We start from the raw sequence: 24,914 nt of genomic DNA, 5'->3' as shown, positions 1-24,914 counted from the left end.
CTCATTCCTTATTTATTCCCTCTTTCTCAAATTCATCCTGATGTAACAGACACACAGAGGGAAGTATATATACCTTAATTGATTAACCGCCCTCAGGTGGAACTGGGGGTTTAATTAAAACATTTTACGACTTTATACAAAAAACTGTCTGCTTAGTCGAAACCTTCCGGATATACTTATATCCTAGATGGATAAAAAAATAGTAGATGCACCTTAATTAGATTTTAGCCCTCAGCTGAAACCTGAGGGTTTTATTTTAGCAACTCTTAATTGCTTAATTCTGTATTATTGTCAGTAAAAAGGTCCTTTAAAATATAGAACTTTTCTGATTTAAGTCAGGACTCTGATAAAGCAGAAGATGGAAAATTAACTTTTCTGTTCATTGACCTCAGCTTTTTAACCTGGGTGCTATATCATAGCAAGCCTCTGATGGGGATGGTATATTTTTTTTTGTAAAAATATACCATCACAGGAATGTGGATTTTGAATTAGGGACTGACAAATCTAAAATCCCAAATCAAAAATGCCGTAAATGTGAAGGGCTGGCAACTGAATAAAGATAATTATCTAAATCTACCCATATCTAGTCAATAAGTATGCTATACTTATTGACTAGATATGGGTAGATTGACTATATCAGAGAGTAACCCGGGAGCCAACCATAGCGCATAACCAATAAACCCAAAGAACAAGGTAATCAAAGCTGTAATCACATAGCCGATACATATCAGCAAACCATCAGATTCAATAGTTGCAACTGCCAAAAGTAAAATACCAATAGTGGGCATAGGATTGCTAAAAGGAATGGGCGCAATTAGTAATATTGTCAACCAAGAAATACAAAACCCATTGATTTGCCAGCTTAAAGGATGAGAAGCTATTTGTTTAAAGCTGAGACAGCTGATTTTCTCCAATACCCTAGTAACTCGACACAGGTTTTCTAAGATGATTTGAGCAAAAGTCCGAGGAAATTGATAGTTAGCGGTTTTTTTAGGAAGCTAAGGCGATCTTCTGCCTAAAAGCATCTCTACAGATAACAGCAAGCAAGCAGCCCCAAAAGGCCCAGTTAAACCTGGGCGCATAGGGAAGAGAAAAGGTAAGACCAATAATGCAATTACTACACTAAAACTCCGTTCTCAAGTTTGCCCCAAAATATTGCCCAGAGTTAGTGGCTGTTCGGCTAAACGTTGCACTAAAGACTGAATATCTTGAGAAAACCTCAAATTCATTGTCGTGCTACTTTATAGGAATTGCCACATTACACTCATTATAAAGGAGGGACTAAAACACTGATAGCCCTGGGCATCACCCGAAACAAAGCCGGAGTATACCTAGTAATTTCCCCATCTGTATTAATAGGATAGGGTCTAGGAGTATAAATCTCAATTTCCTGACCTTGGATTGCCCGAACACTCCGCCAATGAATATGTCTACCTTGACGTATAGCAGGCAATAACGGTATGATTTGCCACCAATGGTTAATTTCTACACTATAAAGATCCAATCGTTGGTCATCTATAGACGCATCATGAAATACAGCCATCCCACCACCATAATACCGCCCATTCCCCACAGCAATTTGTACAGTCTTAACGTGAAATGATTCGCTATTGGTGCGAATTTCTGCACTAAAAGGACGAGATTTCCAAATTACCTGCAAAGCAGCTGCCGCATAAGCAAATATTCCCCAATGGCGTTTCACCTCTTTAGTTAATTGTTGAGTAATTTTTACACTCAAACCCAGACTAGCAACATTAAAAAAATACTTCCCATTTACCCAACCCAAATCAATACGTCGCAACTGTCCACCAGCGATAATTTGACACGCTTCTGGTAAATAATTAGGAATACCTAAAGTTCTGGCCAAATCATTAGCAGTTCCCAAAGGTAAAATACCCAAAGGTAACTGAGTATCAACTATGGCATCGACAGCAGCATTAAGAGTACCATCTCCTCCACCAATAATTACCAAATCAACTTCCTGCTGGTATCGCTTAATAACATCACCCAAATGTTCAGGATTCTCTGTAAACTCTTCAATCACATTAAAACCCAGCGCCTCCAAACAACGAATAGCAGCCAAGAGACTTTCTTTTCCTTGGCGAGAATGATAATTTACTAACAGCAGAGCGCGGGGATTCATGGGGCGTACCTTTTGTAGTTTAAATATAAGGGTTCTCCATGTCTTTCGACCTTGCTTGAGTTTTAATCTCAAAGCTTGGTAAAGCGATTATCAAAATCAGAAACAAATGAGGTTTGATCTGGTTAAACCTTAAAACTCCCAAGTTTTCCAAGCGTTTCTTAAACTTCCCAGTTGCACCAACAATAATTACTGGACTACCTTTTTCACAATGTTCAGCGAGACTTGTATCGTACAGCAAATAATTTCTACATGAATGCTGACTGCAACGGGGCAGCGAATAGTACGTTTTAAGTTTCACCTACCCACACAGACCGACCACCTCATGGACTATAAGCAAAATCTCAAAATAACCAGGCGAGCGCAAAATGAAAACTTATTAATTAAAATCTCTATCTTCCTCCAATGGTACAAAATTGGTATCATTTAGCCGTTAAGCAAGTACATACAAGAGTATTTCTATAATCAGCCTAGAACCTCCACAAGCCTGTCATAGCAACACTTTACATCAGAAAGCCCGTGACGAGGATTGAACTCGTGACCTCACCCTTACCAAGGGTGTGCTCTACCACTGAGCCACACGGGCATAAATCTGGATTTGGTTTCTGAGTTATAAGTTACAAAGCTGATAAGTTTACTCGGCACTCAGCTATTGTAACTCACATCTCTAGAAGTGGTGGGCCGGGCTGGATTTGAACCAGCGTAGGCGTAAACCAACGGATTTACAGTCCGTCTCCATTAACCACTCGGACACCGACCCGTTTTGTCCCACTTTTTAAAATATTAGCAGCAGGTTTTAGATTTGGCAAGGGCTTAAGAAAAATTTTTTTGAGAAACTTCAGATGCCTTGCAAAAAGATGGTTTTAGGTCAATAGGGTTCAGTTAAGGAAAATTATCTGTTTAGCCGGGATTTCTTCTAAGAAACTTCTTGTGCTGTAGGGTTAACGATATACATACATGGCAACCAAGTTTGTAAGCAGATTTCTTGAGGTTATGAATCATACGCTCCTTATGCTTCTGTTCCTAATAATCAGTACTAAGCTATTGATAAACCTCACTAGTAGACTACAGGTAATAAAAAAGACGAGCTAATTTATGAGCAGTAGCAGTTATCGCCTTGGGAGCGCCAAGTTGAGCTTTTTGACGACTACAGAAAGCGCCAATAGCAGATTGGGAAAGAACTGCAACCGGAAAAGCAGTGACAGCAGGATTAACCCTTCAGGTTCAGCAGTCGCACCCTTCCGGACTGCCTCCCGAAGACTGCGCTGCCTCACAACTTGACGGGTTTTAGAAGTACTCCCTTCCCACTAAAAGAATAAGGTCATAGTAATAGGGTAGAGGGATAATGCTTCTGCGTAATGTGGAATCCCACACCCCTAATTTCATACTGGGAAGGGAGTAAGAACTTTACCACCACTAAATTACGACTACCAGGACATAAACCTAGCCAAGAGACAAAATTTTCGACACTTTTAACACGCCGATCTCGATAGGTAGGCAAAACCTTTGGGTTTCTTTCTCCTGCAATTATCCCTTGGATAACTTTGATTCCTGTCAGACCAGTAGACATATCTGAAAACTATTCAAGCCTCAAGGTATACTGTGAGTTTTTCCAAAAATCAAAGAGGATTCCTCTATTTCTGTTTAAAGATAAAACTGGCTGAGATTATACACCTAAATAATTGAAAAAATTTATATCCTAATCCTCAAGGAGGATAGCTGTAAAAACTCTTTGAATGGTAAGCTGATAACTGGTGAATGATAACTACGCTCTAATTCAATAAACAAGAATAACGAGACTCTGGATTATATAGCCAACGGTGATATGTTTTCCGTTTGGCAAATTCTTGTCCTTGACGACCGAGTTTTTCTCGTAGTTGTTTGTCTTGACATAAGCGTTTAAAAGCTTGCAAAACTGCATAGCCAGAATTGGGATTTACCAACAGGCCATTTTCTTCATGGTGAACTGCATCTAAAATACTCCCTAAACGAGAGGCAATTATGGGCTTACCAAAGTATTCTGCCTCTAAGTAAACCATGCCAAAGTTATCTATACTTTTATCTTTGTCTTCCCACAAAGTTAGCATGGAGAAAATGTCACAGGCTACATAATAACTAGCTAATTCTCGTTCTGGTACATGGCCTGCAAAGTGTACTCGTTTGTCTACCCGCAAGCGTTGGGCTTGGGATTTTAGCTGTTGTTCACAAGGTCCGGTGCCACAAATTATGTAATGGACATCTATGCCTATAGTTAATAGTAAAGGAATGTTATCTATGATGCGGTCAAAGCTTTTGTGTTGAACTAATCTACCAACAGAAAGAATCAGAATAGCTGTTTCAGGAATATTATAAGCTTGACGTAACCGGATACGTAAATCATCGAGATGACTGGGACTGGTAGGAGTACCAAATTTTTCTGGTCTTACTACTGGGTTAATTACATGAGTAGGAGTATCTAGCCGAAAGTTTTTTCTTAAAATATCTCGAATATAGGAACTGTTGCAAACAATTCCTTCGGCTCTTTTGAGGGTAAGTTTAAATAGTGATCGCCACAATGGATTACGTAAATTACTAACTAAATCATTACCGTGGAGGTAGATAAAAAAGCGAATAGGTAAGATATAACTTAGTATAAGTAAGGCGGGGAAATCGTAACCGTGACACCATTCAATGTAGCGGTAATGATAACGGAAATAAAGCTTTATGGCTAGTAATACGGAGCCAATAATATTGAATATGGGCTTCACTAATTTAGTCAATAATGTACTAGTCCAGAAAGTAAAGTTAGGCCAACGATAAACAGGAAAATTTTGAGATTTATCAAATATTCTATCTCCTAAACAACTAGCGGTTAGGACGATTACTCTTTCTGGGTCTTGTAAACAGCGATTATATATATATTCTCCAATGACAGCTTCTTGTGGCTGAAATATGCGGGAGATAACAAGGATATCTGGATAAGCAGTTTTCTCCCTAATATGTGTCCCTATTTGTGAAATATGTTCCATAATTCAGGTTCTAAATAAACTTCAAATTCTCAAGTTGATTGTTAATAGTTTTTGTGAGCTTCGAAATGGTATATTTTGTAATCTTAAACAGATAGGGTGTCAAAAAATGTAGTCAGATTTTTATAAAGTCGGAATGATTTTGATGTACACAATAAATTCACTTCAGCCTGAATGTGGATTTAAATGAGGCTAATACATCACATTACAAATGAAGGAAGGACTATGAATTTTGCATTACCTGATCTTATCGGAGTGTTATCCAGCAATTTCTGAGGATAATACTGATGTCATTAATAAATTTAATCGCTCCAACACTATAGCTTTATACTCATAAATATTCATGCCAAAATGCCAATAAAGATCGGTACTTTGATACCTAAATTAAGGAAGTTTATAACTAATTGATGATGACTATTAGCTCATTGTCTACATCTTTGAATCCTGTATTAGTTAAGATAAAAATAGTATTACTAATTATATTGGTCACTGCCATAATAACTTTAAACCCCTGCCCAACTTTGCTAGGGTTTCTTTCCTAATCCGGAAAAAAATAATCACGGTAAGAAAAGATTTTGACCTCAGATTACGCAAGCTATCGGACGTCAAAATTGTACTACATCTTTATTTAAGTGCTAATACTGAGTTATTATTAAATAATTAATTGATTCCAAAGTTCTGCACTTGCAAAGATGTTTTGCGGTAGGGTTATCAACGCAAGAAATCCCCCCTCTGTTGACTGCCAACCCAAGATAAGACACGGTAGATTGAATATATAGCTCATACCATTTTGGATTTATAATTTTGGACTTTGAATGGTGAAATTGTTGCTATGTAACGTTTTCATATTTTCATCTGTCGCTTTCTTTGTTCCAATGGGTATAAGAATCTCAAATGTATTTGCTTGTAGTTGGTGGTGTCTCCTACGTTGTTAAACTCCTAGCAGTGGGGGAGAAATCTTAAAAATAGTGTTTTTCTGTGATAATTATGCGTAAGAAAATACAACAAATACTCAAACCGCTGTTAAAAATCTCTGTTGTCCTCAGTCTCGTGTTAGGCCTGGCTTTGGGTAATGCTGATAGTGCTTTAGCAGCACGTACAGGTGGACGAATTGGTGGCGGTTCTTTTAGAATGCCATCTAGCCGCACTTACACACCACGCACCTACGCACCTCCTAATGGTGGGGGTTATTATCCTGGTGGTGGCGGTTTTGGTTTTCCGTTCTTGATTCCTTTTTGGGGTATTGGGGGTGGCTTTGGTGGTGTGTTTACAATTTTAATATTCTTAGCGGTCGCTAACTTCTTAGTCCAATCTTTTCGTCGTGTCACCAGTGAACAAACTGAAGATGTAGGTTATGGTAGTAACCCCGAAGTTTCTGTTACTAGCTTACAAGTTGGTTTGTTAGCACAAGCGAGAGAGTTACAAACGGAACTCAACCAAATAGCCGAAAAAGCTGATACCAACTCTCCAGAAGGGAAAGCAGAAATTTTACAACAAGTGAGTTTAGCTTTATTACGTCATCCTGAATATTGGGTATATGCAGGTGGTAGTACACAACAGGTAAAATTAAACTCAGCGGAATCTCAATTTAACCACTTGTCATTAGCTGAACGCAGCAAATTTAGCGAAGAAACCCTATCCAACGTTAACAACCAGCTAAAATCTGTTCTGGCTAAAGAATTAGCAGGAGATGTAGATAACCCTACCCGTCTGATTAGTGAAGGGCCTGGAGAATATATTATTGTGACCTTACTAGCTGCAACTTTGGGTAAATTTGCAATTGGAAAGATTAACAGCAGTGACGAATTGCGTCAAGCTTTACGAAAAATTGGTGGTCTTCCCGGTGAGCAAGTTTTAGCAATTGAAGTTTTGTGGACTCCCCAAGCAGAAGGAGATACTTTGACTTCTGATGATCTATTTGCTGAGTATCCTGATTTGACGTTGGTTTAAATTTGAAACTTTGAACATTACTCGCTTTGTGAGTCTGGAAGTTGTCAATTGGTTTGGGGAAGTGTTCAACGGTAAACCTGAGTCCCTTTCCCCTTCCCCATGTCCCACCAAACTAAAATAAAACCTGTATCAAATTAGGAATTAATTACTTGATGGAGATGGTTATTGATTTTGCTCGGAAGAAGCAGGTTGTTCCAAACGTCGCCGCCGTCTGGTAGATTTAGGAATACTTTCATTATTGGTACTGACGGAGGAAGCTGGAGTGATTTCCCGTCTTCGTCTTCTTTTCCTTATCTCTCCTGAAGATGAAGCAGTATTAGTTGCTGTTTGATCTGTTCTTCTTCTTCTGAGAGCTTCTCGTAAACGCTGTCCTCTATTTGTTGATGGAGTGGAAGCAAATTCCGTTGATACTGCTATATTTCTACGACGACCAATTCTTCTAGTTGCTGTAGTTGATTCTTTGGGAATATTTTCACTAACGGATGTTACCAATCTTCTGCTGCATCTTGGGGTTTCAGCCTTAGTAGATTCAGCGTTTCTTTGTTCTGATTCTCTTTGTTTCTTGCGTTCTTATATTTGGCAATCTCGTTGAGAACCGGCGAGATCGTATATTCAGTACCAATACTGACACCTTGTCTACCCCCTGAACTGGGTTTGAGTTTCCATTTTTGCGATCGTTCCAAATGTTCTGCATCCAACTTCTCGTTACCACTGGAGCTCAACAACCGCATGTTAGTAACATTACCATTAATCCGTATCAACAGCCACTTTAACGCTGCCCTCTACACCTCTTCTCTTCGCCCAATCTGGATAATTTGTATTGCACTCCCGACAAGCAGCACGTCCATTGCCACTACCAGAGTTAGTACCTACTTTGGGAGATGTAGGTGCAGTTCCAACTTCTGAACCACTACCAGTAGCACTACCACGATTATCAGGAAGTCCTGATGAGTTAGATATTCCTACGGAATTTCCACCACCACCGGAAGAAGCTTGAGACGGTTGAGAAACTTCTTGATTTGCTCTCTCATCTCTAATTCCTACCAACAACTGACTGAGATTATAACTGGATTGTGAAGATGGTTGAACGGCAGTTATTTCAGTAGATAAGGGTTTAATAGCAGTATCTTTTGACCAAGAAACTTCTTGAGGCTGAGTATCTACTTTTTTTGGTGAGATACTTTCCTTTGTAATCGAAGGTAAAGGTTTGAGAGGTTCTGTTTTCGGAGCCAGAGTCACAGCAGGTTGAGACGAAACTACTGTGTTTTTTTGTCGTTGCGGCAAAACTACGCTCGGAGAGAAATCAGAATTATTATTTGTACTGGTGAAAATCTGTGAATTATCAACAACTTTAGGTTTTATGTCTTCTTCTGGTTGTTGTATAGGTTTTATTTCTTCCGGTGGAATCTTTACAAAAGTAATTTCTACTGGCTCTTCTTGGGGCACTGTCGTGAGTAGATTCCTAATAGCAGAAGCCAGCAACCCAATATGTAGAGTCAACGAGCCAATGAAACTATAGGTTAAAAAGGTGGTCCGTGTCTTTAATTCGTCTTCTCGCTACTCTAGGTCTGTACTGGAAAAATTCATAATTTATTGCTACCTATTTTCAGTAACTTTAGCAGATTAACAGAAATTATCTACAAATATTAATTAATCACTTTTAGCTTTTATATTTGTGAATGTTAGCTATAATCTCTTGCCGGGAAATAATTACAGCAATTTTAACCACAGGATAGACTGTATCCATTTCCAGAAATGTAACAAAAGATTCATAGAGATTTTCATTTGGTCTAATTTTGAATTGAGAAGTTATAGCAACTATAGTTGCTGAACTAGTTAGGAAATCTACTACCAAGGGCTTGAAAATCGGACATGGATATCAAAAATCTGTTTACAGCAGGTGGTGTGGTGATGTGGCCGCTGCTACTGTCTTCTGTATTGGCGGTAGGGTTAATTGTTGAACTTATTAAGTTTTGGGTAACAATCAGTACCCGTCAGCAACTGGTACTCAGAAATGTGTTGAATCTCTATCGTCAGAATAATGTGGTAAGTACAATTGATACACTTCGAAAGAATCCAGATATTTCTGCCCGTGTCCTCCTAAAACCCCAGGAATTACCTGTAGGTGTCATGACACCAGTGGTTGGTGCTCCCTTTTTTGTCTACTTGGCTAAATCAAAGGTGAAAAAATGAAGGCTGATTGGTTGGTTATCCGTTCCTCAGCGATGTCTTTTCGTATAGATCGGCGTGTACCAGTCATGCTGTTTTTTTTACTAGCAGTGATTGGGGTAGCAATGGTAATGAACGTGCTTAGGGGTGAATATCCCATCTCAGCAGTGGATATTATGAAAACTTTATGGGGTGTAAATACGGGAAATCCTGACCATGGGAATGATCGGTTTTGTCGGTTTGATTGCACCCCAGGGGAAACGCACCTTATTTCCTAATAAAAACTAATGAGGATTTTAAAATCATCTATATATATAAGTGCAAAGCTTAATGGATATATAAACGAAATCAATCAGTTTTTTATTAAGCGATGAATTAGCCTATCTCCAATTGAATAACTCTTAGCTAAGGATAAATGAGCTAACTATTCATCCATAAATAAGTAAACTTATCTGTAAAAATAAGTAGAAGAAAATATTAAGTAAATTGTTGACAAGTTAGTTGAGGCTAAAGCTAAAACTCTTTCTCAAGAGTTATTATCCATTGCTGCCAAAAACTGTTTATTTTTTATCCCCCGCTTCACGGGGTTCTCTTTACCCAAAAGATCGACTGCTATCTGCCGCATTACTGCAAAGTTTTGTGGAGCATTATCTTTCCTAATCCGGTAGTCATCTTGTTTTAAAGCTACATCTAATACCCAATGCAATGAATTTTCTATTGCCCAATGGCTGCGGACAGAATTAGCCAATTGTTCTACATTTGACTCAAGACTACTAATAAAATAACGAGTCTCTACTGTTGTTTTATCATCCACTTGTCCGATAGGTTCTACCATCCCAACACTTTTTAGATTTGACCAAACTGAATCAGGGTCAAGCTGAAATCCCATTCCAGGTAACATCACATAGTTGCGGATTCCATGACGACCATGCCCTATTGCTTCGGGTTTATATGTGCTATGTTGAAGCTCTGGAAAACCTGTACTTATCCCTGACTTAAATAGCTGTTCTACTGACTCATACAGATTACCTTGGTTCTTTTTTAAAGTGATTACATAATCTGCATTTTCTTGCGTAATTAACTTTACTATGTCTTTGTGACACCCGATGGCATCAATCCTGACAATACATCCAGCTAATTCTAAAACCTTTAATAATTCGGGAATTGCTGTAATTTCATGTGACTTCTCATGCACCTTCACCTGTCCCAACACTAATCTATTTGTAGTTGCCCATACACTTACCATTTGGATTGCACTCTAGTCACTATTTTTACCATGAGAACTACATAAAGTTTTCCCGTCAATTGCCACAACTTCACCATCCCTTATCTTATGTACTGATTTGATCCAGTTCAAGAAACAATTTTGAAATTTTTGCGGATTCAATTGTGCAAATACCCTTCCAAATGTGTCCTGGGACCGGAGCCCATTTCCTAGTTCTAAAAAGGTTTTTAACCACTTATATTTTGTGCAGCCATACAGTTCAATTGCCACCTAACTATCTGCTCCACAAATTACTGCACAAATTCCAATGGTAAGAATGTCAATTAACTTGTGTCGTTTCCTCCCCTCTACTCTTGGATCTTCCATCTGTGCAACGTGGTCAGTAATCGTGATTTTGGACTTGAGCTTCACACTTTTTGGGACTTTCTTCTTCTACTTTTACAATGACTTTACCATCAGAGCCTCATTGGTCAACCTCCATATCATCAGCCCCCCCTACCTTTCTCGTTTCTTAATATATATGTACCATATTTACATGCGTTCGCCATGACCCCGCACCCCGATAGCAGAAGCTATAGCTTACGGTTTAATGCGGCAACTGACCCAAAATGAACTTTATGCTCGTGAAGGTAAAATCTATGGAATTTTGCTAGTTGAATTACCTAAGGGTGAACAAAGAGTTATTAAAGCTTTTTCCGGTCTTTTGAATGGTTTTAGTGTAGTTTAACGTTAGGTTTACCCTATTCCCGGACGTCAACAAGTTGCATTAGCTGAAGCTTGTAATTTAGCTGAGTTAGAAATAATTAAACAAGAAATAATTACTCTCAAACAACTTCCAGAACGAGAACAATATCAAAGATTATCTACTGAATTTAAACAGCAGTTAGAATTCATCAACTCGCGACATAGCCTCAGTAAACAACAACGACAGGAAAAAAGCCAACAATACCACGAAACCCTCCTAGGAGAAAACCTAGAAATTGCTTTAACACAACTGGAAACTGAAAGCCGTCAACAGGGAATTGAGCGAAAGTACTTCAAACGTTGTCAAAATGAAGTTTTGCAACCTTTACAGCAGATAATAACAACCTCAGATACGAGAATTAGGGAACTGAAACAAAAGCGGAAAGAAATATCAAGCGTATTACAGACACAAAAGGTATGGACGCTGCATATAGCCTCACTAATTCTTATGGACAATCTCTATCTTTATAACAATTACTACTAGGGGGAACACCCACCGGAACGGGGGAATATTGCGCTCCTAAGTTTTTAAATTATGCAGCGACTCATAAATTAAAACCCCTAGCAATGGCGGAATTTTGGTGGGGTGAATCTTCGGTACAGGATAAAGTACAGGGAGAATTTTATGGTGCTTGTGCAGAAAGATGTCAACCATTAATGGGGTTCTTGCTCTCAGAGGCTATTAATAAAGTAAATGGAAAGGGGAGTAGAAAAGGAATGTTAGAAGGATAGGATACATAAAATGTAGTGTATTTACATAGCTACTGATGGAACGAAAGTCTTACCCCACAGACTTAACTGATATGGACTGGGAAATCCTGGCCCCATTGATTCCACCAGCCAAAGAAGGAGGGCATCCACCCACAACAGATATGGGTGAAATATGTAATGCCATCTATTTTCATTTGAAAACTGGATGTCAATGGAATATGCTTCCAGGTGACTTCCCGCCAAGGTCAACGGTATATAGCTATTACAGGAAATGGCAGGGCCAGGGGGTTTGGGAAAAATTCAACCATACATTGGGTGGTCAAGTTCGCTCGAAATTAGGTAAATCAACACAACCTATTGCGCTCGCCGCAGACAGTCAGTCGGTCAACACTGACCAAAAAAAGGGGATGTGTATGGTTTTGACGGATGTAAAAAGGTAAAAGGAAGAAAGGGGCATACTTTAGTTGATAGCCTGGGACTTATGTTGAAACTTGTTGTTAGTGAAGCGAATGCCCCAGAACGAATACTTGCTGCCTATGCACTAATGGAACTGCTAGAGGAACCCACAGAATTATTGGAGAAAGTCCAAGTTTTATGGGTTGATTCCGGTTATGACGGTGATAAATTTGCACTTGCAGTTTGGTTCATGATTCAAGCTCATGTTGAAGTCATAGGATCTACTGAGCAAGAATTTAAAGTTTTACCACAACCCTGGGTAGTAGAAAGAACATTTGGGTGGTTTAACCAATATCATCGTCTAAGCAAGGATTATGAGCGCTTAACACAAATGAGGTAAGGGGCTATATATGCTCTTATGACTAGAATTATGCTACTTCCTCTTGTCTCCTAAACATTTACTTTATAAATCATCTCTCAGGATTAAAATCGAACTTTGCTAATGAGAAAGAGAACAACATCATTTATGAAGACCAATGGTTAATTGCTGTGAATAAACCAGCTGGATTGCTTTCTGTTCCTGGAGGTTATGCAGACACCCAAGATAGCGTTCTGAGTTGTTTACGCAATGTGTATGATTTGGAACTGATCACAGTGCATCGTTTAGATCAAGAAACTTCAGGTATTTTATTATTGGCACGCGATTGCACCACCTATTCACAACTCAGTCAGCAATTCGAGAAACGACAAATTCACAAAATTTATGAAGCCATGCTTGCCGATTCCCTCACTACTGACCAAGGTATCTTACGATTTACCACTGTGGGGAAATCCAGAAAATCGACCTTATCAACAAGTTGATTTAGAACGAGGTAAACCCAGCGTGACACAGTTTCGGGTCATGGGGAAACAAGGAAAGTATACCCATGTAGAATTGATTCCCCTCACAGGACGCACCCACCAGTTACGGCTTCATGCTGCTGATGTTCGAGGATTGGGAGTAAAGATTTTAGGCGAGCGCTTATATGGTTGCAATGCTGATGCCAGTCGATTACATCTACAGGCCAGAGAAATCAGTTTTCAACATCCCCAGTCAGGGGAAAATATACATCTACAGACAGTCACACCATTTTAACAAGAAGCAAGGGTTTAGGGGTCTAAGGTGATGATAAAATCCTCATCTTCATCCTGTTCATCCTGGAAATCCTGATTCAGAAATATATTATTTGTACAGATGTAACCTTTATCGGTAAACTCAAATATTGCATACTTGTGACTGGAGAGTAAAACTTTGGGTATAGAACTACGCAGTTTCGTATTTCTAGACAATCTGCAACCGCAACATGCCGCATATATGGGAACAGTAGCCCAAGGTTTTTTACCATTACCAGGGGATACATCCCTGTGGATTGAAATTTCACCCGGTATTGAAATCAATAAAATTACAGACGTAGCCGTCAAATCTGCCTCCGTTCGTCCAGGAGTACAGGTAGTAGAAAGGCTGTATGGACTATTAGAAGTGCATTCTGGCTCCCAAGGGGAAACACGAGCCGCAGGCCAAGCCATTTTAGCCATGCTGGGAGTGAAAAAAGAAGACTGTCTCAAACCCCGTGTAGTTTCTAGCCAGATTATTCGCAACATTGACGCTTACCAAACCCAACTCATCAACCGTACACGCAGAGGCCAGCTACTACTGGCAGGACAAACCCTGTACGTGTTAGAAGTTGAACCAGCCGCTTACGCCGCCCTAGCAGCGAACGAAGCCGAAAAAGCAGCCCAGATTAACATTTTAGAGGTGCAAGCCATAGGAAGCTTTGGCCGACTGTATTTAGGGGGAAATGAGCGGGATATTTTAGCCGGTGTAGCAGGAGGGTTAGCCGCGCTCGCAAATGTACTAGGCCGCACACCTCAAAGTCAGCGTCAGGAATAAAGGAGCAAAAATGGCAAATCCAGAGCATTTAGCCCTACTCCAATCAGGTGCAGTTACCTGGATAGAATGGAGAAAGCAAAATCCCCAACTAGAAATTGACCTCAGCACCGCTAACCTGCAAGGGGAAAACTTCCGGGGTGCAAACCTACAAGGAGTCAATTTAACCAAGGTAGATTTCAGTCACGCTTTATTGGTGCGAACCAATTTGAGTGGTGCAAATTTGAGTATTGCTAATCTCCATCAAGCCAAGTTGATAGAAGCTAATTTGAGTGAGGCTAATTTGAGTATTGCTAACTTGCGTAATGCAACACTGACACAGGCTAATTTGAGTCAGGTAAATTTAATCGGTGCTGATTTGAGTGAAGCAAATCTTATAGGTGCAGCAATTACAGGTGCTAACTTAATTGGTACTGATTTCAGAAACGCCAACTTAAAAGATGCCGATTTAGCAGCAGCGAAACTCATCCGTAGTAACCTTTCTTTTGCTAACCTCGTAGGAGCTAATTTAATTACCACTGACTTGAGTGGAGCTAATTTGTATGAAGCCGAATTAATGCAAACTTACCTTTACCAAGCTAATTTGTATAAAGCTAATTTAACGAACTCACATTTAGGAAGTTCATACTTATTCAGAGCTAATTTGAGTGAAGCTAATTTGACGAATGCTGATTTAACTTGTGCAAATTTAACAGGTGCGAATCTTAGAGGTGCGAATCTTAGAGGTGCGAATCTTAGAGGTGCAAATTTAACAGGTGCAAATCTTAGAGGTACAAATTTAACAGGTGCAATTATGCCAGTTATGTAGGGTGTGTTTAGAAACAGCAAAGTTATTACTGCTAAAGATAAGTTATTTCAATGAGACTTTGACGAAAAATGTAAATTTACTGAATTTTATCAAAAATCCCAGCTTGATTCTCAATAATATTAAGAATTAGTTGCAGCATAGTCACGAATTTACTCTGGTCTTGACTTCTTGACTGGTTATGGTAATGTAGGGTTGAAAATAATCCAAGGGGTTTTTATATCCAAAAACCTCTCAATCAGGATTTACTGGATATGAGATATAGGTAGTTACACTAATTGGTGTCAAAGTGATCGCTCATCCCTTATTTAACCAAAGGAAGAGTAAAATAATACTTGCAGTTATTAACACGCCGCCTAAAACAGCAAAGAAAAACTTCAGTTTACTGTAGGGTCTTTCTCCTTGTACTTCTCTAGTCCGAGCATTAATCATCAGCTGAAACCGGCGATTTTCGTAACGATAGGAACTCAGCCAAACAGGTAACAAAATATGTTTAAAAGTAATTTGTTGATAATTAGTAGAAATATCACCAACCCTCTATTCATCACCACCGTTATCTCACCTTACCGCTAAATAAATATTATTATCAATCGTCTTTTTCGCCTTCAAAAATCCTTCTTCTAAAGAAACTTGTGATCACTGTGCCTCAAACCCCTCTAAATAGGATGGTTCGTAAGTTCGCAATGATTCTTTGAGATGCTAAGGTTCCAAAGCATGAAGTCTATTAATCCCAGATTCCATAACCACAACTGTCACAGCCCAACAAAATGGATGTACTTAGTAGATAAGACTAGTAGAACTGCTCAATTGACTAGAATTTATTGGAGCTAAATAGGAATTACTACTATTAAGTTAGATATACAGTTAATAAACACGACTAAGTACGAAATTTCGGTTCTTAGGTTATTTTGATTGAAAACCTGGTTCAAAATCATTGAAAGCTTTATCCTCAATTACTATAAAAAAAATGAAAAAACATTTTGAATAAACAGACAAATGAGAAAATCTAAACAGATACTTTTGTGCAGTTTCTATTGCCATGTTTAGTACCAAAGACCTTAAATTGGACGAAATTGACTATTTAGCGATAGTAGCAGGAATGACGGTTTTATCTACGCTGGCTGTGGCGATTTGCTCGCCGTTGGGACTGATGTGAACCCCTAAAACTGCGGCTTTGTATCCTGTTAAACGGTTATGTTCTTGAATAGTCAAAATTACTCTTTGCAGGGCATAATCTACTTGCATCTGGAGATTTGCATCTGTGCTTTTGAGATATTAGAGAAGTTGTTTGCCTTTAATTATTTGGAGGAGGGTATCAAAGGCTTTGTTAGAGGCATATAATGCTTCTGAGGAGAGGACGAGCACTCTCACCTCACTAATTGCCGTTTGCTGATATTGGTTATAGGCTACCAGTCCCAGTTCGATCCCTCAACTGTTCTAAAGTATAAGCATTACCATCATTTTCCATGATGGATGGTGTTTTTGTGTTGATGATGGAAAAATTGATTTAATTCAGTAAAACTATACTTTATCACTACTGAGAATATTCACATAACATGGACTCTGTAGACTATCCTGTTGCCTATAGTTGCTATGTTTAGGATGGTACTGTTAAAGTATGCAAACAATTTTGGCATTATTCCCGAACATCAATATTTTTCCGAACCCTTGCTCTCTGGTTTGTTACTAATTTAGCAGACAAAATTGAATATAATTTGGCAGGTACTCCTTGCAAAGTCGTGGTTGAAGAGAAATTGCTGTGTTCTTATCCAGATAATTTACAGGAACTGTTTCCAACTGTCGCATTACTACAACACATCAATGCCCAGAGTTATGTAGGTGTCCCCTTACTGGATCTTAATCAACAGGTGATTGGCAATCTCTGCATTATTGATGTCAAATCCTTTCATACCGATGAACGCACCAAAGCACTCTTGAGTGTCTTTGCAGCAGGAGCTTCTACTGAACTACAACGGAAATGGGTAGAGGAGGAAAAACGCCATGCTTACCAGGATCTAGAATTCCGAGTTGAAGAACGAACCGCAGGACTTGTGACAGCTAATAACGCCCTAGAAAGTGAAATTAGGGAACGGATCACAGTGGAAGCAACAATGAGGGTGATGGCAGAACGGGAAAAAGCAATTAACGGCGTGATTCTGCGAATGCGTCAAACCCTAAATCTAGACTCTATTTTTAATATCACCACCACAGAATTAAGGCAGGCAGTTAAATGTGATAGCGTCTTAATATACCGCTTCAAACCAGATTGGAGTGGGGAATTAGTTTCCGAGTTTATCAGTGAAAATTGGAATATTTTGTTACCCAGACGGGCAAATGATCCCAGACTTACGCAGATAGCTGTTGATAAACCTAATTGTATAACCACTCAAATCAGCAGTTTAGAACTACTAAGCAGTGATATCTATTTACAAGACACCCAAGGCGGCATTTATCGCCAGAAAAACCGCTATTGTTGCGTCAACGATATTTACACAAACAATTTTGAACCATGCTATCTTAATAGACCTATTGCAAAATTGTTTCTGTGGTATGATAGAGACTTTTAGATTTATTTTATGTACTTTTGGTGTTCTTTGCGCTCCCTAATTCAAACATAACCGTGTAACTCTAACTTTTGGCTAAAACAAACACATGGCCCCATTATACCATAAAATTAATTCTGCAAGAGGTGTAATATTCTCCAACAATTACAAGCAGGAGCTTATATCATTACCCCCATCTTCTGTGGTAAAAAACTCTGGGGCTTGTTAGCAGTTTATCACAATGACGCTCCTCAAGAGTGGCAAGAAGCAGAAATCGGTATTGTCTCCCAAACTGGCAATCAGTTGGGAGTCGCAGTACAACAAGCAGAACTATTTGGCCAAACTCAACAACAAGCTGAGGAATTCAAACAGGCTAAAGAAACTGCCGATGGTGCTAACGGAGCTAAAAGCAAATTTTTCGCCAACATGAGCTATGAGTTGCGTACCCCACTCAACGCTATTCTCGGCTTTACTCAGTTGATGCAGCAGGATAAATCCCTCAGCATTAATCATCAACGTTATATTGAAATCATTAACCAAAGTGGCGAATACCTACTAGCACTGATTAACGATGTTCTGGAGATGTCAAAAATCGAAGCTGGAAGGGTTACACTCTCGGAAATAGAGTTTGATTTACACAAATTGGTCCATAGTCTAGAAGCCATGTTCCAACTTAAAGCACAATTAAAAGGCTTAAAACTAAGTTTTGACTGTGATCTGACTGTACCTTATTCCATCAAAACCGATGAAAACAAACTGTGTCAGGTACTCATTAACTTGCTGGGAAATGCCATCAAATTTACCGACAAAGGCAGTGTAAAGATGCAAGTAAGAGCAGTGACAGGCGGAACAGAGACTCACAGAAGAAACAATCATCTCTCCTCCTACACCCTCCCATGGCCTCTGCTTTGAGGTTGAAGATACTGGATATGGCATTGCTCCAGAAGAATTTGGTGATTTATTTCTGGCATTTCAGCAAACACGAACCGGAGAAAAATTAAAGGAAGGAACAGGTTTAGGCTTACGGATCAGTCAGAAGTTTGTGCAATTAATGGGTGGTGAAACTACGGTTCAAACCACACTAGGTCAAGGCAGTTGTTTTACTTTTTATATTCAGCTTGCATTAGCTGAGGAAGTTATCAGTTCTAATTCCATAATTCCCATTGATGGTGCAGTTAGTATTGCTCCTGGACGGAAGTATCTAATTCTGATTGTGGAAGATAATTCAGCCAATCGCCTACTACTTAGCCAAATCTTGATGCAATTAGGTTTTGAAGTGCAGGAAGCTGAAAATGGAGAAGAAGCGATCGCACTGTGGCAACAATGGCCACCACACTTAATCTTTATGGATATGCAGATGCCTGTTCTCGAAGGCTATGAAGCTACTCGATAAATTCGCCATCAGGAACAAGAATTAAGCATTGGGCAAAATAAACTTATACAAAAATCATTGCTTTGACCGCAAGTGCTTTCATATAAAAGCATCAAAAAACTTTAGAAGCTGGCTGTGATGACTTTCTCAGCAAACCATTCCTCTGGGAAGGAATTCTCAGAATCTTATCCCAGTATTTACAAGTTGAATATATATACGAATCAAATCCAGTTAGTAAGGTAGCTAATTCTTTTCCTCAAGCATCTGACTTTATTCTTGAACCTGCCGCTTCAGCTATCATGCCAATAGAATGGATTAAGGGGACGTAAACAAAAATCAAGCCCAAATGTAGCCCAAACTGGCTTGATAAGAAGGAAACACGTCCGGATTCAAGTTGAACTAATCAATAAATAGAAAAGATATGACTGTTCTCAACGCTTCTAAAGCTGCAGTAAAAGTATTCAAAGGTTTCTTAGCCCACCTTGGTCTTAATCCTCCAGTCCACTGATGGCAAAGAATAAAAGTGTAGGCACAGAAAACCAAAATAAAATGGCGCAGTCAACTGCTTTTATCTCCAACTTGATATTCTTTGAGTCCTAACCATCCCTTGGCTTCGCTGTAAACAACTTCTACCCAGTTTCTTGGAGAATATGTATCAACTATCCATTGGGGTGTGACAATTGATGAAGAAATATTGGGCATAAAGTAGTCAATATCAGTGGCTTGAGAGAAAGTAGAACCATTGATGATGATAGCAATATTGCCCTTTCCAGTTAAGGGTGATATTTCTACTTCTTTAGTTACTACCCATAATGTTTTGGGTTTATCTAACTCCAGTTGAATTTGTGTAAAAGCCTCTTGGGGTCAGGGCGAACGCATGTAAATATGGTACATATATTAAGAAACGAGAAAGGTAGGGAGGGCTGATGATATGGAGGTTGACCAATGAGGCTCTGATGGTAAAGTCATTGTAAAAGTAGAAGAAGAAAGTCCCAAAAAGTGTGAAGCTCAAGTCCAAAATCACGATTACTGACCACGTTGCACAGATGGAAGATCCAAGAGTAGAGGGGAGGAAACGACACAAGTTAATTGACATTCTTACCATTGGAATTTGTGCAGTAATTTGTGAAGCAGATAGTTGGGTGGCAATTGAACTGTATGGCTGCACAAAATATAAGTGGTTAAAAACCTTTTTAGAACTAGGAAATGGGCTCCGGTCCCAGGACACATTTGGAAGGGTATTTGCACAATTGAATCCGCAAAAATTTCAAAATTGTTTCTTGAACTGGATCAAATCAGTACATAAGATAAGGGATGGTGAAGTTGTGGCAATTGACGGGAAAACTTTATGTAGTTCTCATGGTAAAAATAGTGACTAGAGTGCAATCCAAATGGTAAGTGTATGGGCAACTACAAATAAATTAGTGTTGGGACAGGTGAAGGTGCATGAGAAGTCACATGAAATTACAGCAATTCCCGAATTATTAAAGGTTTTAGAATTAGCTGGGATGTATTGTCAGGATTGATGCCATCGGGTGTCACAAAGACATAGTAAAGTTAATTACGCAAGAAAATGCAGATTATGTAATCACTTTAAAAAAGAACCAAGGTAATCTGTATGAGTCAGTAGAACAGCTATTTAAGTCAGGGATAAGTACAGGTTTTCCAGAGCTTCAACATAGCACATATAAACCCGAAGCAATAGGGCATGGTCGTCATGGAATCCGCAACTATGTGATGTTACCTGGAATGGGATTTCAGCTTGACCCTGATTCAGTTTGGTCAAATCTAAAAAGTGTTGGGATGGTAGAACCTATCGGACAAGTGGATGATAAAACAACAGTAGAGACTCGTTATTTTATTAGTAGTCTTGAGTCAAATGTAGAACAATTGGCTAATTCTGTCCGCAGCCATTGGGCAATAGAAAATTCATTGCATTGGGTATTAGATGTAGCTTTAAAACAAGATGACTACCGGATTAGGAAAGATAATGCTCCACAAAACTTTGCAGTAATGCGGCAGATAGCAGTCGATCTTTTGGGTAAAGAGAACCCCGTGAAGCGGGGGATAAAAAATAAACAGTTTTTGGCAGCAATGGATAATAACTCTTGAGAAAGAGTTTTAGCTTTAGCCTCAACTAACTTGTCAACAATTTACTTAATATTTTCTTCTACTTATTTTTACAGATAAGTTTACTTATTTATGGATGAATAGTTAGCTCATTTATCCTTAGCTAAGAGTTATTCAATTGGAGATAGGCTAATTCATCGCTTAATAAAAAACTGATTGATTTCGTTTATATATCCATTAAGCTTTGCACTTATATATATAGATGATTTTAAAATCCTCATTAGTTTTTATTAGGAAATAAGGTGCGTTTCCCCTGGCTTCGGGGTAGTCTCAACAGTTCTCCTGTTGGCGGACATCTTCCTTTATAGTAATAGCTGGGAGCTGTGGAGGCAATTCCAGAATTAGGGTTGAGGAAATCTGAAAGCTTAATTTAGCATCATGCTAATTTAATTTTTCTGCTTAATCGGAAGTTTAATAATAAATTCTGTTCCTTTTCCGGGTACAGTTATATATTGTAAACTACCTCGATGCGTTGCAGTCACAATTTGATAACTGATTGATAAACCTAATCCCGTTCCTTTACCAACGGGTTTTGTTGTAAAGAAGGGATCAAATATGCGATTGCGAATTTCTGCTGGTATTCCTGCCCCATTGTCTGCAATATGAATTGTAATAAACTTGTTATTTATCATTTTCGTTTTAATGATAATTTTTTTATTAATAGAAGTTGTTTCTATTAAATTGTTATCTGCTGTATAAGAATCCATAGCATCAATTGCATTATTAAGAATGTTCATGAATACCTGATTTAATTGACCAGGGTAACATTCAATTAACGGTAAGTCGCCATATTCTTTAATAATTTCAATTTCCGAGTGCTGGGGTTTTTCTTTAATTCTATGCTGGAGAATTAATAAGGTATTATCAATTCCTTCATGAAGATTGACTTCTTTCATATCAGCTTCATCAAGTCGAGAGAAGTTTCTTAGAGATAAAACAATTTCCCGAATTCTTTTAGTTCCTACTTCTAGAGAAGCAATAACTTGATTTGTATCTTTTAGAATAAATTCCAAATCTATATATTTAATATAATTCTCAATCTGATGAACAGGTTGAGGATAATGAGTTCTATATAAATTTATCACAGTGCTAAAATTTTGTAAATACTCCTTTAGAGGTTCAATATTACCGTGAATAAAGTTAACTGGATTATTAATTTCATGAGCAACTCCGGCTACTAATTGCCCTAAACTTGACATCTTCTCTGTTTGAATTAATTGAGTTTGAGCTTCCTGAAGTTCTTGTAGGGTTTTTTCAAGTTCTTGAGCTTTTAGTGTTAGTTGTGCTTGGGACTTTTTGAGCTTAATTTCTGTTTTCCGTCTATCAGCGATTTCAGTTTCTAAGTCCTGATTGAGTTGAAATAGTTCAGTAGTTCTTTCAGTAACCCTAGATTCTAGACATTGATAAAAATCAGACAACTTGCTAGTCATCTGATTAAAATTATTTGCTAACTGTTCAATTTCATCATTAGTTTGAATATCTAAATGGTAATTCAAATCTCCTGCACCAATTTCAGCTACTCCAACTTGGAGTTTATGCAGCGAGCGAATAACAGGAAGAATAAAAATTAATTGGTATAGCAATATTAAAAATATTCCTATAATAGCTAAAAGCATAAAATTTGTGTTGATTCTTCTGATTTCTCTAACATTTGCATTGGCTATATTATACTCTTTTAGAGTATCTTGAGAAATGGCAGATAAATGAAAGCTAATATCTTTTACATAAGCGTTAATTGCTTTGATATCTTCTTGGGATTTCACTAAAGTGACTATATTATTATCTAGACCATTAGCTAACTTTGTCAAAAAAGTGTGATGACGACGGACAAGTAATACTTCTGGATCTTTGCCCATCAATGTTTCTAACTTATCAAGTTCAATCCGAAAATTAGACATTATTTTCTGAAATTCTATCATATTTTGAATGTTGTGATCCAAAATCACAAAATCCTTAAGAACTAGAACTTGATTTTTTAAAAACTTTTCTAAATTATTAGTAATGTTGAGTACCTGTGCAGTTTCTTTCTGGTTTTTTTCCGCTAATATTTCGGCTTGATATAGATTAAAAATACTGATGCCCATCAGACAGATAAACCCAGCTAATACTGTCGAAGAACCAAGGATTTTTTGCCAAATCTTCATACTATTTATTGAATTTATATTGGATTTGGGGGAATTATTTATTAATTTTTTCATCTAACTTGGTTTGTAATTGCCTAATTGGTTCATAACTCACATCATCTACAAGTGTATATACTGCTGTTTCCACACCAGAAATTGCGACAATCCCTTCTGGAGGGAGGATCAATTAGTACTTTTTTGAGAGCATTGATTAATCCAGGATCGAGCTTATTAGAAATAACAATTGGTGCTGTTGAGAATGGAGATGATTCCCAAATCATCACATACTTTGCTGGATCAAGTTTCTGTTCTTGCTGTGCACCAGTATTCTTACTGATTCCTGGGAATGGGAGATAGAAAATTTGCACTGGTCATAAGTCATAGGTGAAATATTCTCACTGTGACTGGGTATCAACAAGATAAGAGGAGTCAATATTATATGACTTCAACATCTATACTTATAATTCCCTATTCTCTCCAAATGTGAACACTATCCGGGAAAATTACAGCGGATTGTAGATAAATGAAGTACACTATTTCAGTGAAAGGCTTAAGTTATTTTGACTAATACCTGGTAATGACTGATACCTTAATGCTATATGGTATTTATGTGCAGTATATGCTTTTGATGAAAGCAATATCATTCAGGTTGGCTTTCTCTTTACCTCGATTTAAACTACAGTTATGTGCTAATAAAGTTTTGATTCGCTAGTTTTGTTTACCATGTAGTACCAGTTCGCAAATCGAGTGTAACTAAAGTTTGCTTTCGTGGTAAATTTGCTGGTGTAGGTTCTAACTTCAGTTCTGTTTCGTATTCTGTCAAGAATTTTTGATAACTATTATAGGCATGACTTTCTACCAATTCCATGAAATGATAGGCAGAACCAGGAGAGACGATATATAGGGCAACAATAATCCAATAGTAAAGTAATACCGTTGTTCTGGCTAAGATGCGATCTCCCGAAAGTTGTGAACCTTCTAAAGATTCCATCATCAATAAATGATGTAATTCATTCCAAGATTCAGCAAAATCTACCTTTAACCCATCAGCTCTTCTGCAAAATCCTAAAGTTCCGTAAAGATGGGAAATTGAAAGGTAGGAAAAGTAAGGGACTCGTTCGACAGTTTCCAAAACATAAAAGCGAGGATAGGGGCGACCTCGATAAATCGTATTAATAACAAAAACGAGGATGTCCAGAAGTAACTTAATCATTATCAATCTCCATTAAATATCAATTTTCCAGGTATTGCTCAGATTTATTGATTCTTGCTATCACCTTCAAGTCTGTTATAGATGCAAAACGTGAGGAGCTTGTGAGGATTACGGCAAATTGATTTGGAAAATGTATAAAATTTTATCAAATCGTAATAAGACAATACTTGTGGCTTAAGAGGGAAGGGTGCAGAAAAAAATCTACCTCTGATCCTTTTCCTAACATTCGACACTTCTGATAAACGAGCTATTCAGGTAATATACTGAATTTAGTGTATGGTAATGTTGAGCAGAACTATGGATAACGATTTACTAGCGTTTTTTGCAGGTGTGAGTTTACTCATTGTTTATCTCATCTTTTCTGCATGGACTCAAATGGGGACTAAACTCCCTTGGAAGAAATGAGTTAGATTTGCTTTACATTTCCAACTCAACTAAATGGCAAAAAAGTTTATACCTGA

General features: G+C 38.2%; 19 protein-coding genes, 2 tRNA genes and 9 pseudogenes. 13 read left to right on the top strand and 17 right to left on the bottom strand.

Annotation, left to right across the window (positions count from 1 at the left end):
- Positions 1-605 precede the first annotated feature (605 nt).
- The 8 genes and pseudogenes from AAZO_RS18280 to AAZO_RS18250 form a co-directional block, all read right to left on the bottom strand.
- Positions 606-1,229, bottom strand: a pseudogene (locus AAZO_RS18280) (exopolysaccharide biosynthesis protein).
- Between the two features lie 38 nt (positions 1,230-1,267).
- Entirely contained in the window at positions 1,268-2,143 is an 876-nt protein-coding gene (locus tag AAZO_RS18275; protein ID WP_013192375.1) for a lipid kinase, read from the bottom strand.
- A gap of 19 nt (positions 2,144-2,162) precedes the next feature.
- Positions 2,163-2,381, bottom strand: a complete 219-nt coding sequence (locus AAZO_RS18270; RefSeq protein WP_041641399.1) for a hypothetical protein — start codon at positions 2,379-2,381, stop codon at positions 2,163-2,165.
- A 273-nt stretch (positions 2,382-2,654) separates the two neighbouring features.
- Positions 2,655-2,726 (bottom strand) — tRNA-Thr (locus tag AAZO_RS18265).
- Between the two features lie 88 nt (positions 2,727-2,814).
- A tRNA-Tyr gene (locus AAZO_RS18260) sits at positions 2,815-2,900 on the bottom strand.
- A 314-nt stretch (positions 2,901-3,214) separates the two neighbouring features.
- Positions 3,215-3,355: pseudogene (locus AAZO_RS44000) on the bottom strand (IS110 family transposase); the annotation flags it as partial.
- A gap of 106 nt (positions 3,356-3,461) precedes the next feature.
- On the bottom strand, positions 3,462-3,710 hold the full coding sequence (locus AAZO_RS18255) for a hypothetical protein (protein ID WP_013192374.1): 249 nt from the start codon (positions 3,708-3,710) through the stop codon (positions 3,462-3,464).
- A gap of 202 nt (positions 3,711-3,912) precedes the next feature.
- Positions 3,913-5,148 (bottom strand): glycosyltransferase family 4 protein, encoded by a 1,236-nt coding sequence (locus AAZO_RS18250; protein WP_013192373.1) that lies wholly within the window; start codon positions 5,146-5,148, stop codon positions 3,913-3,915.
- Positions 5,149-6,132: 984 nt separating this feature from the next.
- Between AAZO_RS18250 and AAZO_RS18245 the strand changes: the two genes are divergently transcribed.
- On the top strand, positions 6,133-7,095 hold the full coding sequence (locus AAZO_RS18245; protein WP_013192372.1) for a DUF1517 domain-containing protein: 963 nt from the start codon (positions 6,133-6,135) through the stop codon (positions 7,093-7,095).
- A 162-nt stretch (positions 7,096-7,257) separates the two neighbouring features.
- Here AAZO_RS18245 and AAZO_RS39160 read toward each other — a convergent pair whose 3' ends face one another.
- The 3 genes from AAZO_RS39160 to AAZO_RS39150 are packed head-to-tail and all read right to left on the bottom strand — an operon-like array spanning position 7,258 to position 8,541.
- Positions 7,258-7,587, bottom strand: a complete 330-nt coding sequence (locus tag AAZO_RS39160) for a hypothetical protein (protein ID WP_013192371.1) — start codon at positions 7,585-7,587, stop codon at positions 7,258-7,260.
- Complete coding sequence (locus AAZO_RS39155; RefSeq protein ID WP_266886020.1) at positions 7,581-7,820, bottom strand: hypothetical protein; 240 nt, start codon at positions 7,818-7,820, stop codon at positions 7,581-7,583. The genes AAZO_RS39160 and AAZO_RS39155 overlap by 7 nt, the downstream gene beginning before the upstream one ends.
- Before the next feature lie 22 nt (positions 7,821-7,842).
- A complete protein-coding gene (locus tag AAZO_RS39150) occupies positions 7,843-8,541 on the bottom strand; it encodes a hypothetical protein (RefSeq protein WP_228371278.1) in 699 nt (232 codons plus the stop codon).
- Positions 8,542-8,967: 426 nt separating this feature from the next.
- On the opposite strand from AAZO_RS39150, the gene AAZO_RS18230 reads away from it, so the two are divergent.
- Together AAZO_RS18230 and AAZO_RS18225 are read left to right on the top strand one after the other, a co-directional pair.
- Complete coding sequence (locus AAZO_RS18230; protein ID WP_144031330.1) at positions 8,968-9,288, top strand: iron chelate uptake ABC transporter family permease subunit; 321 nt, start codon at positions 8,968-8,970, stop codon at positions 9,286-9,288.
- Complete coding sequence (locus tag AAZO_RS18225) at positions 9,285-9,542, top strand: hypothetical protein (protein WP_041641394.1); 258 nt, start codon at positions 9,285-9,287, stop codon at positions 9,540-9,542. The genes AAZO_RS18230 and AAZO_RS18225 overlap by 4 nt, the downstream gene beginning before the upstream one ends.
- Positions 9,543-9,790: 248 nt before the next feature.
- On the opposite strand, the pseudogene AAZO_RS18220 reads toward AAZO_RS18225, so the two are convergent.
- Positions 9,791-10,900: pseudogene (locus AAZO_RS18220) on the bottom strand (ISAs1 family transposase).
- Between the two features lie 139 nt (positions 10,901-11,039).
- On the opposite strand from AAZO_RS18220, the pseudogene AAZO_RS18215 reads away from it, so the two are divergent.
- The 5 genes and pseudogenes from AAZO_RS18215 to AAZO_RS18190 all read left to right on the top strand — a co-directional run.
- A pseudogene (locus AAZO_RS18215) lies at positions 11,040-11,908 on the top strand (RluA family pseudouridine synthase); the annotation flags it as partial.
- Between the two features lie 92 nt (positions 11,909-12,000).
- Positions 12,001-12,740 (top strand): IS5 family transposase gene (locus tag AAZO_RS31270; protein WP_085940217.1). Its coding sequence is split into 2 segments (ribosomal slippage): positions 12,001-12,352 and positions 12,352-12,740, totalling 741 coding nucleotides; the frame shifts between segments, so codons are not numbered across the junction.
- Positions 12,741-12,814: 74 nt separating this feature from the next.
- Positions 12,815-13,475, top strand: a pseudogene (locus tag AAZO_RS18200) (RluA family pseudouridine synthase); the annotation flags it as partial.
- 156 nt (positions 13,476-13,631) lie between these two features.
- On the top strand, positions 13,632-14,270 hold the full coding sequence (locus tag AAZO_RS18195; protein ID WP_013192369.1) for a beta-carboxysome protein CcmP: 639 nt from the start codon (positions 13,632-13,634) through the stop codon (positions 14,268-14,270).
- Between the two features lie 10 nt (positions 14,271-14,280).
- Positions 14,281-15,075 (top strand): pentapeptide repeat-containing protein, encoded by a 795-nt coding sequence (locus AAZO_RS18190; RefSeq protein WP_013192368.1) that lies wholly within the window; start codon positions 14,281-14,283, stop codon positions 15,073-15,075.
- 1,074 nt (positions 15,076-16,149) lie between these two features.
- On the opposite strand, the gene AAZO_RS35620 is transcribed toward AAZO_RS18190, so the two are convergent.
- Positions 16,150-16,317: a WD40 repeat domain-containing protein gene (locus AAZO_RS35620; protein WP_187289520.1), complete on the bottom strand. Its 168-nt coding sequence runs from the start codon at positions 16,315-16,317 to the stop codon at positions 16,150-16,152.
- 392 nt (positions 16,318-16,709) lie between these two features.
- Here AAZO_RS35620 and AAZO_RS27230 point away from each other — a divergent pair.
- From AAZO_RS27230 to AAZO_RS39140, 4 genes and pseudogenes are all read left to right on the top strand, one after another.
- Positions 16,710-17,639 (top strand): annotated as a pseudogene (locus AAZO_RS27230) (GAF domain-containing protein); the annotation flags it as partial.
- Positions 17,640-17,765: 126 nt separating this feature from the next.
- A pseudogene (locus AAZO_RS42755) lies at positions 17,766-17,921 on the top strand (GAF domain-containing protein); the annotation flags it as partial.
- Complete coding sequence (locus tag AAZO_RS39145) at positions 17,919-18,527, top strand: sensor histidine kinase (protein ID WP_338027214.1); 609 nt, start codon at positions 17,919-17,921, stop codon at positions 18,525-18,527. The pseudogene AAZO_RS42755 and the gene AAZO_RS39145, both read left to right, overlap by 3 nt.
- Positions 18,487-19,008 (top strand): ATP-binding protein, encoded by a 522-nt coding sequence (locus AAZO_RS39140; protein WP_338027213.1) that lies wholly within the window; start codon positions 18,487-18,489, stop codon positions 19,006-19,008. The genes AAZO_RS39145 and AAZO_RS39140 overlap by 41 nt, the downstream gene beginning before the upstream one ends.
- Positions 19,009-19,323: 315 nt before the next feature.
- Here the strand turns inward: AAZO_RS39140 and AAZO_RS31260 are convergent.
- Positions 19,324-19,851, bottom strand: a pseudogene (locus tag AAZO_RS31260) (IS701 family transposase); the annotation flags it as partial.
- 137 nt (positions 19,852-19,988) lie between these two features.
- Between AAZO_RS31260 and AAZO_RS18180 the strand changes: the two are divergent.
- Positions 19,989-21,099 (top strand): annotated as a pseudogene (locus AAZO_RS18180) (ISAs1 family transposase).
- Positions 21,100-21,503: 404 nt separating this feature from the next.
- Here AAZO_RS18180 and AAZO_RS18175 read toward each other — a convergent pair.
- The 3 genes from AAZO_RS18175 to AAZO_RS18170 all read right to left on the bottom strand — a co-directional run bounded on the left by AAZO_RS18175 (position 21,504) and on the right by AAZO_RS18170 (position 24,453).
- Complete coding sequence (locus AAZO_RS18175) at positions 21,504-23,261, bottom strand: HAMP domain-containing sensor histidine kinase (protein ID WP_013192366.1); 1,758 nt, start codon at positions 23,259-23,261, stop codon at positions 21,504-21,506.
- Between the two features lie 34 nt (positions 23,262-23,295).
- Positions 23,296-23,427 (bottom strand): hypothetical protein, encoded by a 132-nt coding sequence (locus tag AAZO_RS41615; RefSeq protein WP_266886007.1) that lies wholly within the window; start codon positions 23,425-23,427, stop codon positions 23,296-23,298.
- A gap of 531 nt (positions 23,428-23,958) precedes the next feature.
- Positions 23,959-24,453: an alternative oxidase gene (locus AAZO_RS18170; protein WP_013192364.1), complete on the bottom strand. Its 495-nt coding sequence runs from the start codon at positions 24,451-24,453 to the stop codon at positions 23,959-23,961.
- Positions 24,454-24,914: the final 461 nt, after the last annotated feature.

The organism is 'Nostoc azollae' 0708 (genome assembly GCF_000196515.1).
Lineage (GTDB): Bacteria > Cyanobacteriota > Cyanobacteriia > Cyanobacteriales > Nostocaceae > Trichormus_B > Trichormus_B azollae.
This window is presented reverse-complemented; position numbering and strand designations above follow the sequence as displayed.

What these genes read in the sequence shown, in the direction of transcription:
- AAZO_RS18275 (WP_013192375.1), bottom strand. Translation starts at nt 2,143, where the DNA reads ATGAATCCCCGCGCTCTGCTGTTAGTAAATTATCATTCTCGCCAAGGA.
- AAZO_RS18255 (WP_013192374.1), bottom strand. Translation starts at nt 3,710, where the DNA reads ATGTCTACTGGTCTGACAGGAATCAAAGTTATCCAAGGGATAATTGCA.
- AAZO_RS18250 (WP_013192373.1), bottom strand. Translation starts at nt 5,148, where the DNA reads ATGGAACATATTTCACAAATAGGGACACATATTAGGGAGAAAACTGCT.
- AAZO_RS18245 (WP_013192372.1), top strand. Translation starts at nt 6,133, where the DNA reads ATGCGTAAGAAAATACAACAAATACTCAAACCGCTGTTAAAAATCTCT.
- AAZO_RS18230 (WP_144031330.1), top strand. Translation starts at nt 8,968, where the DNA reads ATGGATATCAAAAATCTGTTTACAGCAGGTGGTGTGGTGATGTGGCCG.
- AAZO_RS18225 (WP_041641394.1), top strand. Translation starts at nt 9,285, where the DNA reads ATGAAGGCTGATTGGTTGGTTATCCGTTCCTCAGCGATGTCTTTTCGT.
- AAZO_RS18190 (WP_013192368.1), top strand. Translation starts at nt 14,281, where the DNA reads ATGGCAAATCCAGAGCATTTAGCCCTACTCCAATCAGGTGCAGTTACC.
- AAZO_RS35620 (WP_187289520.1), bottom strand. Translation starts at nt 16,317, where the DNA reads ATGCAAGTAGATTATGCCCTGCAAAGAGTAATTTTGACTATTCAAGAA.
- AAZO_RS18175 (WP_013192366.1), bottom strand. Translation starts at nt 23,261, where the DNA reads ATGAAGATTTGGCAAAAAATCCTTGGTTCTTCGACAGTATTAGCTGGG.
- AAZO_RS18170 (WP_013192364.1), bottom strand. Translation starts at nt 24,453, where the DNA reads ATGATTAAGTTACTTCTGGACATCCTCGTTTTTGTTATTAATACGATT.